This is a genomic window from Streptomyces durbertensis (genome assembly GCF_014156695.1).
Classification (GTDB): domain Bacteria; phylum Actinomycetota; class Actinomycetes; order Streptomycetales; family Streptomycetaceae; genus Streptomyces; species Streptomyces durbertensis.
On record NZ_WMLF01000088.1, the window covers coordinates 1 to 15,333 of the forward strand.

Annotated in this window: 16 protein-coding genes, 1 other RNA gene and 1 pseudogene; 12 read left to right on the forward strand and 6 right to left on the reverse strand. The window is 72.2% G+C overall.

Translation table 11 applies throughout. The annotated features are described in order from the left end of the window. From GL263_RS08690 to GL263_RS08710, 5 genes and pseudogenes are all read left to right on the forward strand, one after another. Positions 1-463: pseudogene (locus GL263_RS08690) on the forward strand (serine/threonine protein kinase); the annotation flags it as partial. Positions 464-640: 177 nt separating this feature from the next. Next, a complete protein-coding gene (locus GL263_RS08695; protein WP_182855016.1) occupies positions 641-1,843 on the forward strand; it encodes a serine/threonine-protein kinase in 1,203 nt (400 codons plus the stop codon). Positions 1,844-1,871: 28 nt separating this feature from the next. Further along, positions 1,872-2,987 (forward strand): peptide chain release factor 2, encoded by a 1,116-nt coding sequence (gene prfB, locus GL263_RS08700; RefSeq protein WP_182855017.1) that lies wholly within the window; start codon positions 1,872-1,874, stop codon positions 2,985-2,987. 115 nt (positions 2,988-3,102) lie between these two features. Then, entirely contained in the window at positions 3,103-3,750 is a 648-nt protein-coding gene (locus tag GL263_RS08705) for a LuxR C-terminal-related transcriptional regulator (RefSeq protein ID WP_182855018.1), read from the forward strand. 330 nt (positions 3,751-4,080) lie between these two features. Next, positions 4,081-4,722: a hypothetical protein gene (locus tag GL263_RS08710; RefSeq protein WP_323379307.1), complete on the forward strand. Its 642-nt coding sequence runs from the start codon at positions 4,081-4,083 to the stop codon at positions 4,720-4,722. Between the two features lie 188 nt (positions 4,723-4,910). Here GL263_RS08710 and GL263_RS08715 read toward each other — a convergent pair whose 3' ends face one another. Continuing rightward, positions 4,911-5,105: a hypothetical protein gene (locus GL263_RS08715; RefSeq protein WP_182855020.1), complete on the reverse strand. Its 195-nt coding sequence runs from the start codon at positions 5,103-5,105 to the stop codon at positions 4,911-4,913. A 391-nt stretch (positions 5,106-5,496) separates the two neighbouring features. Between GL263_RS08715 and ftsE the strand changes: the two genes are divergently transcribed. From ftsE to ssrA, 5 genes are all read left to right on the forward strand, one after another. Further along, entirely contained in the window at positions 5,497-6,186 is a 690-nt protein-coding gene (ftsE, locus tag GL263_RS08720; protein WP_182855021.1) for a cell division ATP-binding protein FtsE, read from the forward strand. A 32-nt stretch (positions 6,187-6,218) separates the two neighbouring features. Continuing rightward, entirely contained in the window at positions 6,219-7,130 is a 912-nt protein-coding gene (gene ftsX, locus GL263_RS08725) for a permease-like cell division protein FtsX (RefSeq protein WP_182855022.1), read from the forward strand. A 79-nt stretch (positions 7,131-7,209) separates the two neighbouring features. Beyond that, on the forward strand, positions 7,210-8,382 hold the full coding sequence (locus tag GL263_RS08730; protein ID WP_182855023.1) for a S41 family peptidase: 1,173 nt from the start codon (positions 7,210-7,212) through the stop codon (positions 8,380-8,382). 17 nt (positions 8,383-8,399) lie between these two features. Continuing rightward, complete coding sequence (gene smpB, locus GL263_RS08735; protein WP_143646107.1) at positions 8,400-8,879, forward strand: SsrA-binding protein SmpB; 480 nt, start codon at positions 8,400-8,402, stop codon at positions 8,877-8,879. 137 nt (positions 8,880-9,016) lie between these two features. Further along, positions 9,017-9,388: a transfer-messenger RNA gene (gene ssrA, locus GL263_RS08740) on the forward strand. 69 nt (positions 9,389-9,457) lie between these two features. On the opposite strand, the gene GL263_RS08745 is transcribed toward ssrA, so the two are convergent. Genes GL263_RS08745 through GL263_RS29215 form a run of 3 tightly spaced genes read right to left on the reverse strand, consistent with a single transcriptional unit; the run spans position 9,458 to position 10,451 of the window. Next, entirely contained in the window at positions 9,458-9,862 is a 405-nt protein-coding gene (locus GL263_RS08745) for a type II toxin-antitoxin system VapC family toxin (RefSeq protein WP_182855024.1), read from the reverse strand. Then, positions 9,859-10,095, reverse strand: a complete 237-nt coding sequence (locus GL263_RS08750; RefSeq protein ID WP_182855025.1) for a FitA-like ribbon-helix-helix domain-containing protein — start codon at positions 10,093-10,095, stop codon at positions 9,859-9,861. Before GL263_RS08750 ends, GL263_RS08745 begins: the two co-directional genes overlap by 4 nt. Positions 10,096-10,130: 35 nt before the next feature. After that, positions 10,131-10,451, reverse strand: a complete 321-nt coding sequence (locus GL263_RS29215) for a type II toxin-antitoxin system Phd/YefM family antitoxin (protein WP_438947934.1) — start codon at positions 10,449-10,451, stop codon at positions 10,131-10,133. 96 nt (positions 10,452-10,547) lie between these two features. Here GL263_RS29215 and GL263_RS08760 point away from each other — a divergent pair, with 96 nt between their 5' ends. Together GL263_RS08760 and pdxR are read left to right on the forward strand one after the other, a co-directional pair. Next, the gene (locus GL263_RS08760) at positions 10,548-11,456 is read left to right on the forward strand and encodes a glycoside hydrolase family 19 protein (protein WP_182855026.1); all 909 of its coding nucleotides are present in this window, start codon (positions 10,548-10,550) and stop codon (positions 11,454-11,456) included. A 122-nt stretch (positions 11,457-11,578) separates the two neighbouring features. Then, positions 11,579-13,030 (forward strand): MocR-like pyridoxine biosynthesis transcription factor PdxR, encoded by a 1,452-nt coding sequence (gene pdxR / locus GL263_RS08765; protein ID WP_182855027.1) that lies wholly within the window; start codon positions 11,579-11,581, stop codon positions 13,028-13,030. 21 nt (positions 13,031-13,051) lie between these two features. Here pdxR and GL263_RS08770 read toward each other — a convergent pair whose 3' ends face one another. Further along, positions 13,052-14,032 (reverse strand): aldo/keto reductase, encoded by a 981-nt coding sequence (locus GL263_RS08770; protein WP_182855028.1) that lies wholly within the window; start codon positions 14,030-14,032, stop codon positions 13,052-13,054. A gap of 107 nt (positions 14,033-14,139) precedes the next feature. Next, positions 14,140-15,333: MFS transporter (locus tag GL263_RS08775; protein WP_182855029.1), on the reverse strand; the 1,194-nt coding region annotated here is incomplete at its 5' end.

Genomic DNA, 15,333 nt, shown 5'->3' on the forward strand with positions numbered 1-15,333 from the left:
GCCCCGGCACCAGCCGCCCCCGCCGCCGCAGCAGTACCAGCAGCAGTATCAGCAGCACCACCAGCCCCAGCAGTACCAGCCGTACCAGGGCTACGACCCGGCCGCCGGCCAGCGGCACGCCGCGCCCCCGGCCCACCAGCCGGAGCCGCGACGCGCCGAGCCGCGCCGCCGCGCCGAACCCCGGCGGCCGGAACCGCGTCGCCCCGAACCCCGCCGCTACGACCCGCCGCCGGCGGCGCCCGAACCGCGCGGCTCCCGGCAGCGCGGCGCCAACCCGATGCGGATCCCGGGCCTCGGCTGCCTCAAGGGCTGCCTGTTCATGGTGCTGATCCTGGCCGCGACCGTGGCGCTGGTCTGGAACTTCACGCCCGTCCCCGAGTGGGTCGCCCAGGGCAGGGGCTTCTGGGAGACGATGGTCGACTGGTTCAACACGGTCAGGGACGGCGTCGCCGGCGCGGTCTGACCCGCGTGCCCGGCCCCAGTCGCCGGCCGGTCCGACCGACCCGGTGCGCGTTGCGCCGATCGGCTGACGGTCGGTGAGGAGATTTGTCGACATCTGCGGGGCTTTTTCCCGTACACAAGTGACAGTTCGCGCCATCAGCCCTCCGGCCCACCCCGCTCGGCGCGTAGCGTTGTTGCCATGGCACGGAAGATCGGCAGTCGTTACACCGCCCACCAGATCCTGGGACGCGGCAGCGCCGGCACGGTGTGGCTCGGCTCTGGCCCGGACGGCCAGGTGGCCATCAAGCTGCTGCGCGACGACCTCTCCGCCGACCAGGATCTTGTCGGCCGCTTTGTCCAGGAGCGTGCCGCCCTGGTCAGCCTCGACCACCCGCACGTCGTCGGCGTCCGCGACCTCGTCGTCGACGGCAACGACCTCGCCCTGGTCATGGACCTGGTACGCGGCACCGACCTGCGCAGCCTGCTCGACCGGGAACGGCGGCTGCCGCCCAGGGTTGCCGTCTCCATCGCCGCCGACATCGCCGACGCGCTGGCCGCCGCCCACGCCGCCGGCTACGTCCACCGCGACGTCAAGCCGGAGAACATCCTGCTCGACGACGCCACCCGGTCCGCGCTGCTCACCGACTTCGGCGTCGCCAAGCTGATCGACGAGCCCGCGCGCGGCGGCAGCCGGGTCGTCGGCACCCCCGACTACGTGGCACCCGAGATCGTCGAGGGCCTCCCGCCCCGGGCGTCCGTCGACATCTACGCCCTGGCCACCGTGCTGTACGAGATGCTGGCCGGCTTCACCCCGTTCGGCGGCGGCCACCCCGGGGCGGTGCTGCGCCGCCACGTGACCGAGACCGTCGCCCCGCTGCCCGGCGTCCCCGACGAGCTGTGGCGGCTCATCCACCAGTGCCTGGCCAAGGGCCCGGCGTCCCGGCTGCGCGCCGGCGAGGTGGCCGCCAGGCTGCGGGAGATGTCGCCCGCGCTGGCCGGCATGCCCGCCCTGGAGATCGACGAGCCCGAACCCGAGCCGGTCCCCGAGCCCGTCGGCGCCGCCGACCCCTCCGGGCACCTCCCGCCGCCGACCAGCGGCGCCGTGCCGCTCGTCCACGGCGGACCCGACCCCGACTCGGCCAACCGCGAGACGCACACCAGCATGCGCGTCCCGGCCGTCGAGGAACTGGCGGGCGGCGCGCACGGCACCGCCCGCGCGCCGCGCGCCCCCGGCCAGCCGCGTGCCGGCTCCGCCCGCCACCGGGCCGCCGAGCGCCGCCGCCGGCTGCGGATCGTCGCCGTCGGGACCGCCGCCGCCGTCGGCATCGGACTGGGCGGCTGGCTGGCCTTCGGCGGCACCGACGAGCCCACGCCGCCGGCCGTCGAACAGCCCACACCGTGACCGCGCCGTTAACCGTTAGGCTGGAGGCGTGGCAGTCCTCGATGCATCCGAAGCTCTGAAGTCCCTCACCTCCACCATGGAGTCGATCGAGGCCGTTCTCGACCTCGACAAGATGAGGGCTGACATCGCCGCGCTCGAAGAGCAGGCGGCCGACCCCTCCCTGTGGGACGACCCCGACAAGGCGCAGCAGGTCAACAGCAAGCTGTCCTTCCTCCAGGGCCAGCTGCGCAAGGTCGAGGAGCTGCACGGCCGCATCGAGGACCTGGAGGTCCTGTTCGAGCTGGCCGAAGCCGAGGACGACGCCGACGCGCGCAACGAGGCCGAGGCCGAGCTGGCCTCCGTCCGCAAGACCGTCGACGAGCTGGAGGTGCGCACGCTGCTCTCCGGCGAGTACGACGAGCGGGAGGCGATGGTCTCCGTCCGCGCCGAGGCCGGCGGCGTCGACGCGGCCGACTTCGCCGAGCAGCTGCAGCGCATGTACCTGCGCTGGGCCGAGCGGCGCGGCTACCCGACGGAGATCCTGGACACCTCCTACGCGGAGGAGGCCGGCATCAAGTCGACCACCTTCACCGTGAAGGCGCCCTACGCCTACGGCACGCTCTCCGTCGAGCAGGGCACGCACCGCATGGTCCGCATCTCGCCCTTCGACAACCAGGGCCGCCGCCAGACGTCGTTCGCCGGCGTCGAGGTGCTGCCCGTCGTCGAGCAGATGGACCACATCGAGATCCCGGAGAACGAGCTGCGGATCGACGTCTTCCGCTCCTCCGGCCCCGGCGGCCAGTCGGTGAACACCACCGACTCCGCCGTGCGCATGACGCACATCCCCACCGGCATCGTCGTCTCCTGCCAGAACGAGAAGTCCCAGATCCAGAACCGCGCCGCCGCGCTGCGCGTCCTCCAGGCCCGGCTCCTCGCGCGCCGCCGCGAGGAGGAGCAGGCCAAGATGAACGCCCTCAAGGGCGACGGCGGCAACTCCTGGGGCAACCAGATGCGCTCCTACGTCCTCCAGCCGTACCAGATGGTCAAGGACCTGCGGACCGAGCACGAGGTCGGCAACCCGCAGGCCGTGCTCGACGGCGACATCGACGGCTTCCTTGAGGCCGGCATCCGCTGGCGCAAGCAGCAGGAGCAGACGGCCGCCTGAGCCCTCGGGCCGGGCCCCGCGCGCTTCCACGCGCCCGGGGCCGCTTCGCGTACAACTCTTCCCGCCCCTCGCGCATCTGCATCTGCGGACTGACGGTTGGCGGAGGGAGCACCGCATGACCAGAGTGCTGGTGGCCGGCGAGCAGCGCATGCTGCGGGAGGCGTTGGCCGCGGCGCTGGGCCTGGAGGACGGCGTCAAGGTGGTCGCGCAGGCCGGGTCCGGCCCGGAGGTGGTGTCCGCCGCGCGGGTGCGCGGCCCCGAGGTGGCGCTCATCAGCACCCGGCTGCCCGGCGCCGACGACGGGCGGGAGCCGCCCTGCGGGGACGGCATCAACACGGTCCACGCGCTCAGGCTCGCCGTCCCGGGCTGCCGTTCCCTGGTGGTCTTCGGCGGTGCGCCAGGCCCCGGGCAGGTGCGCAGCGCGCTGCTGGCCGGCGCCGCCGGCTACCTGCACACCGGACTGCCGTTCGCCGACCTGGTCGCGGGGGTGCACGCGGTCGCCGCGGGGGAGGCGGTAGGCGATCCCGAAGTGCTGCGCGCGGCAAGGGAGATCGGCGGCAGCCCGCTCAGCGTGCGGGAACGGGAGATCCTGCGGCGGGTCGCGACGGGCGCGGACACCGCCGACATCGCACGGGAGTTGAGCCTCACCGTCGGAACCGTGCGCAACCATCTCAGCGCGGCCGTACGGAAACTGGCCGCCCGCACCCCGGTCGACGCCGTACGCATCGCCGCCGACCGCGACTGGCTGCGCGAGCCGGGCTGAACTCTCCCGCCAACAGGTGTCGGCTTGATGGGGTTTGTGTGTCGAATCCCTCACACCCGTGCGCCCACGACGCCAACCGACCGCCCACCGCGGACATTTCGCCCGGACCTCGCTTGACGCTGCCGTGATTACTGGGAAAGCTGTTCGCTCGGCAGGCGTGTGCCTGGCATCGTGCGTGTACGCGGGGGGCGTCTTCAACTGTCCTGGCCCGGATCAGGGCCCGGCCTTCAGGGTGTGTCCCCCCACCGCGGGGCCGGCTCGGCAACGCCGAACCACTGACAAAGACGCAACTACTGGGGGTAGTTGGTAGTGACCAATAACAAGACGCGTGTGCGCATCGCGCGGATCGCGGCCGGTGCCGTGTTCGCCGCGGGCCTTTCGCTGACCGTCGCCGGCGTGGCCCAGGCCGCCCCGGGCGACGGCGACAACGGCGGTGGCATCATCGGCGGCCTCATCGGTGGCGGCGGCGATGACCCGGACAACCCGGGTGACCCGGACCTGCCGGGCGACCCGGACCCGACGGACCCGGACCCGGAGCCGGAGCCCACCAACCCGGACCCGGACCCCGAGCCGGAGCCCACCAACCCGGAGCCGGAGCCCACCAACCCGGAGCCCACCGAGCCGGGTACGCCCACCGAGCCGGGTACGCCCACCGAGCCGGGTACGCCGAGCGAGCCCGGCAAGCCGGGTGGCACGGGCGGCACGGGTGGTTCGGGTGAGCCGGGTGGCCCGAACCCGGACGGTTCGACGGCGCCTGACGGCACCGCCCCGAACTCCGGTGGCAAGGACCAGATCACCACGCCGCAGAAGCCCGCCCCGCAGGGCGGTCAGGAGAAGCAGGACGAGCTGGCCGAGACCGGTGCCATGGAGACCACCTTCCTGGTGGTCGGTGCCGCGACGATGATCGCCGGCGGTGTCGGCTTCCGGCTGCTGCCGCGTCTGATGACGCGCGGTGGCGCCGCGGCCGCCTGATCCACCACTCCGTGTGATGCCACGGCGCATGACCGTGGCACATGCCGCTGAGGTCGGCGGGTCGGCGTGAGGAGACCCGCCGACGACGGCTGAAAGAGGCCGGGTCCGGACACATCCAGTGTCCGGACCCGGCCTCTTTGTTCCGTGAGTCCACGTGGCGAAGGGCCTGCCCGCCGGCCCCGGGCCGGCTACACGCCGACGGCCTGGGTGGCCAGCAGGGCCACCGCCAGGAGCGTCAGCAGCAGCGCCAGAAGGGCCGTGGGGGTCAGGGAGGCCAGGGGGCCCTGCCGGTGCCGGCGGTCCCGCTCGGCGCGGCAGACCGCGCAGCGGGCCTCGCTGACCGGGCCCGCGCAGTTGGCGCAAACCAGTCGGTCGCAGGTCATCGAGCCTCCTCCTCCCCGTCATCCGTTCTGATGGTGCCGCGGCGCCGGCCGCCTGTCGGCCACCGCCGGCCATGCCATCCATGTCAACGCCACCGGCGTCCGATTCGTTCCCGGTCGGGCGGATCGCCGCCGGGCGGGGGTCCACTCTGCCAGGATCGACCCTCCGCCGCACGATGTCCCGTCGAAGGCTCCGGAAGAGGTCGTCACTCACGGCGAACCCGCCACCGCGCGGCGTTATGCGGCGTTCGCGTTGATCTGTCCCGCCACGGCCCGGGGGCAAACCGGACGCGGACTGCGACGCCCCGTCCGATTCGCGTATGGTCGCCCACACCGAGGAGAGTCGCCGCCGCGGTTCTCGTAGCCCCTACCCAGGTCGACGTGGTGTAAATCAGTGATTCGATTCGACAACGTCTCCAAGCGCTACCCCAAGCAGAACCACCCCGCCCTCCGCGACGTGTCGCTGGAGGTCGAGCGCGGTGAGTTCGTCTTCCTGGTGGGCTCGTCCGGCTCCGGCAAGTCCACCTTCCTGCGCCTGCTGCTCCGCGAGGAGCGCGCCAGCGAGGGCCAGGTGCACGTGCTCGGCAAGGACCTGAACCGGCTGTCCAACTGGAAGGTCCCGCACATGCGGCGCCAGTTGGGCACGGTCTTCCAGGACTTCCGGCTGCTGCCGAACAAGACGGTCGGCGAGAACGTCGCCTTCGCGCTGGAGGTCATCGGCAAGCCGCGCGGGCAGATCCGCAAGACCGTGCCCGAGGTCCTGGACCTCGTCGGACTCGGCGGCAAGGACGACCGGATGCCAGGCGAGCTGTCCGGCGGTGAGCAGCAGCGGGTGGCGATCGCGCGGGCGTTCGTGAACCGGCCCATGCTGCTGATCGCCGACGAGCCGACCGGCAACCTCGACCCCCAGACCTCCGTCGGCATCATGAAGCTGCTCGACCGCATCAACCGCACGGGGACGACGGTTGTGATGGCCACCCACGACCAGCAGATCGTCGACCAGATGCGCAAGCGCGTGATCGAGTTGGAGAAGGGCCGTCTCGTCCGCGACCAGTCCCGCGGCGTCTACGGCTACCAGCACTGAGCGGCTACGGCTCCCAGCACTGAAAGGACGCCATGCGCGCCCAGTTCGTCTTCTCGGAGATCGGCGTCGGTCTCCGCCGCAATCTCACGATGACCTTCGCCGTGATCGTCTCGGTGGCGATCTCGCTCGCCCTCCTCGGTGGCGCGCTGCTGGCCGGCCAGCAGGTCAACCAGATGAAGGGCTACTGGTACGACAAGGTCCAGGTCTCCATCTACCTCTGCAACAAGACCGACGCGGCGACCGCGCCGGCCTGTGCCCGGGGCGCGGTCACCGGGCAGCAGAAGCGTGAGATCAAGGCCGACCTGGAGAAGATGAAGGTCGTCGACAAGGTCTTCTACGAGTCGAGCGAGGAGGCCTTCAAGCACTACAAGGAGCAGTTCCCCGACTCCCCGCTGGCTCCCTCCCTGACCCCGGACCAGATGCAGGAGTCCTACCGGGTCAAGCTCAGCGACCCGGAGAAGTTCGAGGTGGTCAGCACGGCCTTCTCCGGCCGGCAGGGCGTGCACTCGGTGCAGGACCAGAAGGACCTGCTGGAGGACCTGTTCAACCTGCTCAGCGGAATGAACCGGGCGGCCCTGTTCCTGATGGCGCTGATGCTGATCGTCGCCGGCCTGCTGATCGTCAACACCGTGCGGGTGTCGGCGTTCAGCCGCCGGAGGGAGACCGGCATCATGCGGCTGGTCGGCGCGTCGAGCTTCTACATCCAGATCCCGTTCATCATGGAGGCCGCCGTGGCCGGCCTGTTGGGCGGTCTGCTGGCCTGCGGAATGCTGATGAGCGGCAAGTACTTCCTCGTCGACCAGTGGCTGAGGGAACAGATCCCGCTCATCAACTTCATCGGCTGGGACTCGGTGTTGAAGGTGCTCCCGCTGGTGCTCGCGGTGGGTGTCATCATGCCGGCCTTTGCAGCGTTCCTCGCTCTGCGCAAGTACCTGCGCGTGTGACGCGGATGTGAGAAACGCCGCGAGCGCCCCGCGCGCGATCCGGCCAGACGATCATGCCCCTGCCCTAGACTGACGCACCATGTCGGGCACACGGATGTTCGTCGAGCCCCGCCGCATGCGCCGCGGGGCCGCCCTGACATTCGTCTTCGCGGGTGTCCTCCTCACCGGCTTCGCCACCGGCTCCTGGAGCGAGGAGGCCGAGGGCGGCGAGGCGGCCGGACCGCGCGGCACACAGGGCACGCCGATAAGCCCCAGCGACCCCGCCGACCCCGGCGCGGAGGGCGTCCACCAGGCCGACGACGCGCACAAGCTCGTCAGCCGCAGCGGCGACCGCTGGTCCGTCGCCTACAGCGCGCGGGAGTACGAGGGCCTGCAGCAGGCTCTCGACGGACGCTATGTCGGCGTCGGCATCGCCGTCCGCCGGGCCTCCGGCGGCGCCCTGGAGGTGGCCCGCGTCACCGCCGGCAGCCCCGCCGACCTGGCCGGGGTGCGGCGCGGCGACCGGCTGCGCGCCGTCGACGGCGCGCACGTCGGCGACCTGCCCGTCACCGACGTCGTCGCCCGGCTGCGCGGGGACGACGGCACCCGCGCCGCGCCCGCCGGCAGCCCCGTCACCGTCGACGTCGGCCGGGACGGCCGCGCCCGGGCCGTCACGCTGCGCCGCGCCAGCCTCTCCACCGAGCCGGTCACCGTGGAACGGCTGGCGCCCGACGCCACGCGCATCACCGTCACCGCCTTCACCAAGGGTTCCGGCGACGAGGTCCGGCGCGCCGTCCGGCAGGCCCCCGACGGCGCCGGCATCCTGCTCGACCTGCGCGGCAACGCAGGCGGACTGCTGCACGAGGCCGCCGCCGCCGCGTCGACCTTCCTCGACGGCGGCCTCGTCGGCACCTACGGCGACGAGGAGACCGAGCACGCGCTGCACGCCGAGCCCGGCGGCCAGACCACCGCGCCGCTGGTCGTGCTCGTCGACGGCGGGACCATGAGCGCCGCCGAGCTCGTCGCCGGCGCCCTCCAGGACCGGGACCGCGCCGTGGTCGTCGGCACCCGCACCTTCGGCAAGGGCACCGTCCAGGTGCCCCGCGAGCAGCCGGACGGCTCCGTCGCCGAACTCACCGTCGGCCACTACAGCACCCCCTCCGGCCGGGTGCTCGACGGCGAGGGCCTGACCCCCGACGTCACCGTGCGGTCGGGCGAGCGCGCCCTGGAGAAGGCCCGCACGGTATTGAGTGGCCTCGCGGCCCGCGATTGAGCCACAATGGCCCCGCTATGGCAAAAGAGACGGGTCGCAAACTCATCGCGCAGCACAAGAAGGCGCGGCACGACTACAACATCCTCGACACGTTCGAGTGCGGTCTCGTACTGACCGGGACCGAGGTCAAGTCGCTCCGCCAGGGCCGCGCCTCCCTCGTCGACGGCTTCGGCCAGATCGACGCCGGCGAGGTGTGGCTGCACAACGTGCACATCCCCGAGTACAGCCAGGGCACCTGGACGAACCACAGCGCCCGTCGCAAGCGCAAGCTCCTGATGCACCGCGCCGAGATCGACAAGCTCATCGGCAAGCTCCAGGAGACCGGTCTGACCCTGGTGCCGCTCCAGCTGTACTTCAAGGACGGCCGGGCCAAGGTCGAGCTCGCGCTCGCCCGAGGCAAGAGGGAGTACGACAAGCGGCAGACCCTGCGGGAGAAGCAGGACCGCCGCGAGGCGGACCGCGCGATCTCGGCGGCTCGCCGCCGCAGCCGCCGCTGAGGGCGCCGGCCGGGCGCCGTCCGTCCCGCTCACCCGACCGGGCGGGAATGTGCTGGCACCCCGCCGTGTTGTTCACGTACGATGGTGTCAACACCGCCGCCGGGCCCCCGGGCCCGACGCGCTTGTTAACTCAACATGGGGATGATCGGTTTCGACAGCGGATGTCGAAGTAGGGGAAGCGAGCCGAGGAACGCGGCAATGATCTCGCTAACCATGTGCCGCAAAAAAATAATCGCCAACACCAAGCGCGATTCCTTCGCCCTCGCTGCCTGATCAGCGACTTGCGAAGTGTCAGCCCGGGTGCGTTCCCGACCCGGTTCCTGGCATCAGCTAGGGAACTCACCGCGTAGACCCGGTCACGGGGTCTGCAGGGACATCAAACAGTGACTGAGCCCGTCGGCAGCTTGTCTGCGTGACTGCCGGGGCTGAGAAAAGCACAGCAGACTGCGCTCGGAGAAGCCCTCCTTCCGCACCGTTGGACGCGGGTTCGATTCCCGCCATCTCCACTGTTCAAGGCCCTGGGGCCGTGTCGGCGACGACACGGCCCCAGGGCCTTTGCCGTGCGTCGTCGCCCGAGGTCAGATCACTTCGATGCTGGTCCGTGCCACCCCGGCGCGTGCGATTCTCGCGTCGGCCGTGACAAGCGGCAGGTCGAGCCCTTCGGCAAGTGCGACATAGGCGGCGTCGTAGGCCGACATGTTGGCCGAGAGCTCCCGGACGCGAGGCCAGAACGGGGGAGCGTCGAAGTGCCGGATCGGTAGAGCCTGGTAGGTGGCAAGTGCCTCGTCCAGGGCGTCCTGGGAGAGTTTCGGAACTCCTCCCCGGGTGCCGCGTGCCATTCCGAAGAGAGCGGAAGCGATCTCGTAATCGAGGAGCGTGGGCGCGATGAGGTCGTTCGTCGCGATGCGTCGCCGCGCGCTGTCTCCGCGTTCGCTGACGTCGGTCAGGGCATGCACGAGGGCTGAGCAGTCGATGACGATCAACGGCGCTCCCGCTCGGCTTCGAGGAAGCCGGGCACGTCCACTTCGGACAGGTCCACGCTTGCCTGGCGTTTCATGCGTTCGGCCAGCTCCGCGTTGGTCGGCACCGACGCCTCTCTGGTGATGACGCCGAGCAGGTACGTCTGGAGGGACTGACCTGCTTCTGCAGCTCGGACCTTTATGCGCCGTGCGACGTCCTCTGGGACTTCCCTGACGGTGAACGCTGTCGTAGCCATGACTGCATTTTATCGTCAGTGGAGTCATTTCGCAGTCAGTCGTCTCCTTCCACTCGATGAGGGGCAACGGCACCCCGATCCTCCTCGCGGTCAATGCTTACCAGGTTGGCCAGTGACGGCAGCTTGGCCAGCTCCTTTGCCACCGCCGGCGTCTGGAGCCGGTGCGGCGTCCGTGTGGCGTTGGCCTTGTCGCGGGCTACCGCCGCCATGAGGCGGTGGGCGTTGGCGGGGGAGCGGAGTAGGTAGGCGGTCTCGTCCCAGGGGGCGTCGGCGTCGCGGGCGTCGTCGGGGCTTGCGGTCATGCGGTCGTGCTCCTTGTCCGCGTGGCGTGGGGAGATGATCCCGCACTCTGTCATCCTGCAAGGAGCTTTTGGTCTAGACCTTGACGTGGGCATGGCTGGGTCGTCTACTGGGTGCGATCAACCCCCCACTGCAAGCGAGGTGGTCCCCCCATGTCCAGAACCAGGCTCCTCTCCCTGCTCTCGGCGGGCGTGCTGCTCGGCGTGCTCGCCGTGTTCCTGCCGAACCTCGGCGGCGGCGGGCAGCAGGCGCGCGCCAACGAGGCGTGCGCGGCGCCGTGGAGCGCCTCGAAGGTCTACTGGGGAGGCGACGTCGCCTCCCACAACGGCAGCAACTGGCGCGCCAAGTGGTGGACGCAGGGAGAGACCCCCGCGAACGGCGTCGCCGTCTGGGAGCACCGGGGCGCCTGCGGCGGGGGCAACGGCCCCGGCCCGGTCAACCCCAACTTCGTGGTCTCAGAAGCCCAGTTCAACCAGATGTTCCCGAACCGGAACCGCTTCTACACCTACCAGGGCCTCGTCGGCGCGCTCAGCGCCTACCCCGGCTTCACCAAGACCGGCGACCAGGCCACCCAGCGCCGTGAGGCCGCCGCCTTCCTCGCCAACGTGCACCACGAGACCGGCGGGCTCGTCCACATCGTCGAGCAGGACCGCAACAACTACCCGCACTACTGCGACACTTCCCAGCCCTACGGCTGCCCCGCCGGCAACGCCGCCTACTACGGCCGCGGCCCCATCCAGCTCAGCTGGAACTTCAACTACAAGGCCGCGGGCGACGCGCTCGGCATCGACCTGCTGCGCAACCCGTATCTCGTCGAGAACAACGCCGAGGTCTCCTGGAAGACCGCCCTGTGGTTCTGGAACACCCAGACCGGCGCCGGCCGGATGACCGCGCACAACGCGATCGTCGGCGGCCACGGCTTCGGCGAGACCATCCGCACCATCAACGGCGCGCTGGAGTGCAACGGCGGGCAGCCGGCGAAGGTGGAGAGCCGCGTCCGGCTCTTCGAGCAGTTCAGCTCCCTCCTCGGCACGACACCGGGCAACAACCTCCGCTGCTGACCGGCGACCACACCCCATCGGCCCGGCTGTGAGGCCGGCGGCGCACACGAGCGGTGCCGCCGGCCTCACGGCGTGACCGGGCGCGTCACGGCGTGACCGGGGTGGCGCGTAGCATCCCGCCCATGTCACAGCAGCTGCCACCCGGTGGGGACGCCGCCTGGCGCACCTTCCTGGACCTCGGCGATCCGGGCGGTGGCCCGCTGCACCACCGTCTGGCCAGGGCGCTACGGGCGGCCCTCGCGGACGGTCGCATCCCGCCCGGTGGGGCGCTGCCTCCCAGCCGCGAGCTGGCGTCCGATCTCGGCTGCTCCCGCTGGGTCGTCACCGAGGCCTACGGCCAACTCGTCGCCGAGGGGCACCTGGAAGCGCGCAGTGGCTCGGGGACGCGGGCCCGGCCCCAGCCGCGACGCGCGCCCCGCGCACGGCCGGGCGACCGACCCGGCGACCGCCCCCCGGAAGCGGTCAGCGAACAGGCGCCGGAGTACGACCTGGCCGCGGGGCTGCCGGACCTGCGGGCTTTTCCGCGCGCCCGCTGGGCGGACGCGCTGCGGGCGGCGACCGCCGAAGTCGTCTCCGCCGACCTCGGCTATCCCGATCCCGCCGGGCACTCCGCGCTGCGGCGGCGGCTCGCCGCGTACCTCGTCCGCTCCCGAGGTGCTGACCTGGCCTGGGGCGAACTCGTGGTGGGAGCCGGCACGTTCGACGCGTTGACGCGTGCCTGCCGCGCCCTCGGGGCCGCCGGTCACACGCATGTGGCGGTCGAGGATCCCGGGTGGGGCGCAGTGGTGGAGGCGGTGCACGCGGCCGGTCTGGTCGCCGTGCCGGTAGCCGTCGACGCGGACGGACTCCGCGTCGACCGGTTGCGGGAGCACCCCGAGGCGCGCGCGGTGGTGGTCGCGCCCGCCCACCAGTTCCCCACCGGGGTGGTGCTCGCCCCGCGTCGCCGGACCGAACTGCTGACCTGGGCGGCCGAGGTGGACGGGGTGGTACTGGAGGACGACTACGACTCGGAGTTCCGGTACGACCGTCAACCCGTCGGCGTGCTCCAGGGGATGGCGCCGGACCGGGTCGTCCTGCTCGGTTCGGTCAGCAAGACGCTTGCCCCGGCGCTGCGGCTCGGTTGGGCCGCGGTGCCGCCGTGGCTGGCCGCCGCGCTCGCCGCAGACCGCGGGCACGGCGGTTGCCCGCCGGTCGTGGACCAGCTGGCGCTCGCCCACCTCGTCGCGAGCGGCGCGTACGACCGGCATCTGAGGGCCTCCCGGCTCCGCTACCGGAGTCGGCGCGACAGCCTGCTGGCGGCGCTCGGTGAGCGGTTGCCGGCATGCCGGGTGTCGGGCGTCGCGGCCGGCTTCCACCTGTTGCTCGACCTGGGCGACCGCAGGGCGGGCAGGGTCGCCGCGGAAGGCGCGCGGCGGGGCCTGCGGGTGGCGGCGCTGGACCGGTACCGGGTCGTGCCGGGCCCCCGTCCCGGCACGACGCTGGTACTGGGCTACGGCAACCTGCCGGACCCGGCTGTCGCCGACGCCGTGCGGAGACTCGCCGAGGCGGTCGACCACACGCCTCGGGAGACGTGAGCCGGCGAGCGAATCCGCCGCTCAGTCCGCGACCGCTCCCGCGCGGTCGAGCTTCTCCCGCGAGCGCGCGTCCAGCCGCACCTCCAGTGCCCCGACGGCCTCCTCCACCTGTGCGACGGAGCTGACCCCGACAACCGGCACCACCGCGGGGCTGCCGTCGATCAGCCAGGCCAGCACCACCTGGTGGGGCGTGGCCCCGAGCTCGTCGGCCACCTCGCGCAGGGCGGCCAGCCGCGCCCTGGTCCCGGGGTGGTCGTAGGCCGCGGCCAGCGGCCGGTCGGAACGGGAGTAGGCGCCCGAGAGCAGCGACGAGTACGCCATCAGTGTCAGCCCCGGGTCCTCGCGCACGTAGTCGAGCGCCTCCGGCGTCGCGTGGACGTGCGCGCTCTCCGGCAGCCCGGCGTCGAACCTCGGCTGGAGGTAGGAGTAGCGCAGTTGGAGGCACGTGTACTCGGCCCAGCCGTGCCGGCGGGCGGTCGTCCGGGCGCGTTCGGTGCGCCAAATCGTGTGGTTCGAGGCGCCGAGGTGGGCCACGTCGCCGGCCGTGACCAGTCCGTCCAGCACCTCCAGGGTCTCTTCCAGCGGGACCGACCGGTCCTCCACGTGTGTCCAGTAGAGGTCGATGCGGTCGGTGCCCAGGCGCCGCAGACTGTCCTCGGCCGCCGCGCGGAGTGCCTTCGCGGAAAGCCCCTCCGCGGTCTCCAGGCCCGTTCCGGGCACGGTCGGGCGGGCGCCCCCCTTTGTGGCGACGAGCACCCGGTCGCGGGCTCGGCGGCTGGCCATCCACCGCCCGAGCGTCGTCTCGCTCTCGTCGCCGGTCGCGCCAGGCTGCCAGAAGGCGTAGTTGTTCGCCGTGTCGACGAGGTTGCCGCCCAGTTCGGTGAAGCGGTCGAGGATCGCGAACGAGGTCCGCTCGTCGACCGTGGTACCGAAGGGCAGGGTGCCCAGGCACAGCACGCCGGCCTCAGGTCCCGACCGTCCGCCGATTCGACGTCGCCGCATGTTCCGTCTCCTTGTGTGACTGGCTTGGTGTGATCACCAACGTAGGTGCTGAGCGGCTCGGTGTACCGGTCCGCTGAGCCCACGGATGACCGGACCAATCCGGGCTCTCAGGGGAGTCGCGGGCGGCGGCTCGTGGCGGCCGTGGTGAGCGCCACCGCGGCCGCGGTCGCCGCCGCGGCCGCCGGCAGCGCGTACGGCCAGTGCGCGTCCAGGTGTTCGGCGGCCTGCCCGCCGAGCGCGGCCCCGGCGGCGATCCCGCCCAGCAGCGCGGTCACCGCGATGGTCATGCCCTCGTTGATACGGGCCGCCGGGACCAGCCGCTGGACGAGCGTCATGGCGGTGACCATCGTCGGCGCCGTGGCCATGCCCGCCACGAGGAGCGCGGCGGCCAGCAGCGCGAGCCCGCCCGCCCACGCGGCCAGCAGCGGCAGCGTCATGAGGGCGGCCATCAGCGCCACGCAGCCGGTGAAGCGGCGCCGCAGTCCGCCGCGTGGCCGCAGCAGCCCGTAGGCAAGACCGGCGGCGCATGATCCGGCGGCCTGGAGGGCGAGGACCGGGCCGGCGAGCGCCGCGTGCCCGAGGGCGTCCGTGTGGGCGACGGTGACGACCTCCATCGAGCCGAACACGGCCCCGGTGCACAGGAAGACACACAGCAGGGCCGGCATGCCCGGCACGGTGAGCGGCGCCCGTCCACCCGCCAGCCGTGACGCGACCGGGGGTTCGGTCCGCCGCTGCGCCGCGAACAGCAGCGTGCCGGCGGCCAGCAGAACCGTCGCCAGCAGCGTCCCGGCCTCGGGGAAGAGCCCCAGACACAGCGTGACGGCGACCACCGGGCCGAGCATGAAGCACAGTTCGTCGGTGGCCTGTTCGAGGGAGTTCGCGGTGTGCCGGGCGCGCACCCGGTCCGGGCTGTCGCCCCGGTACAGGTGGGCCCAGCGGGCCCGGGCCATGCCACCGGTGTTGGGCGCGGTGGACGCGGTGGCGGCGCAGAGGAACAGCGTCCAGGCCGGCGCGGCCGTCCACACGGCGAGTACCAGCAGCAGGTTGCCGAGTACGGCGAGCAGGACGGCCGGTACCGCGACGCGTGCCTGCCCGTGCCGGTCGACCAGCCGGGCCACGAGCGGCGCGAGCAGCGCGGCGGCGGCGAGGCCGGTCGCGCTGATCGCGCCGGCGAGGGCGTAGGAGCCGTGTGTCCGGGCGATCATCACCACGGCGGCGACGCCGAACATCCCCATCGGCAGCCGGGCAAGCACGCCGCTGGCCCAGAATGCCCCGGCGCCCGGCGCATCGAACAGCCGGAC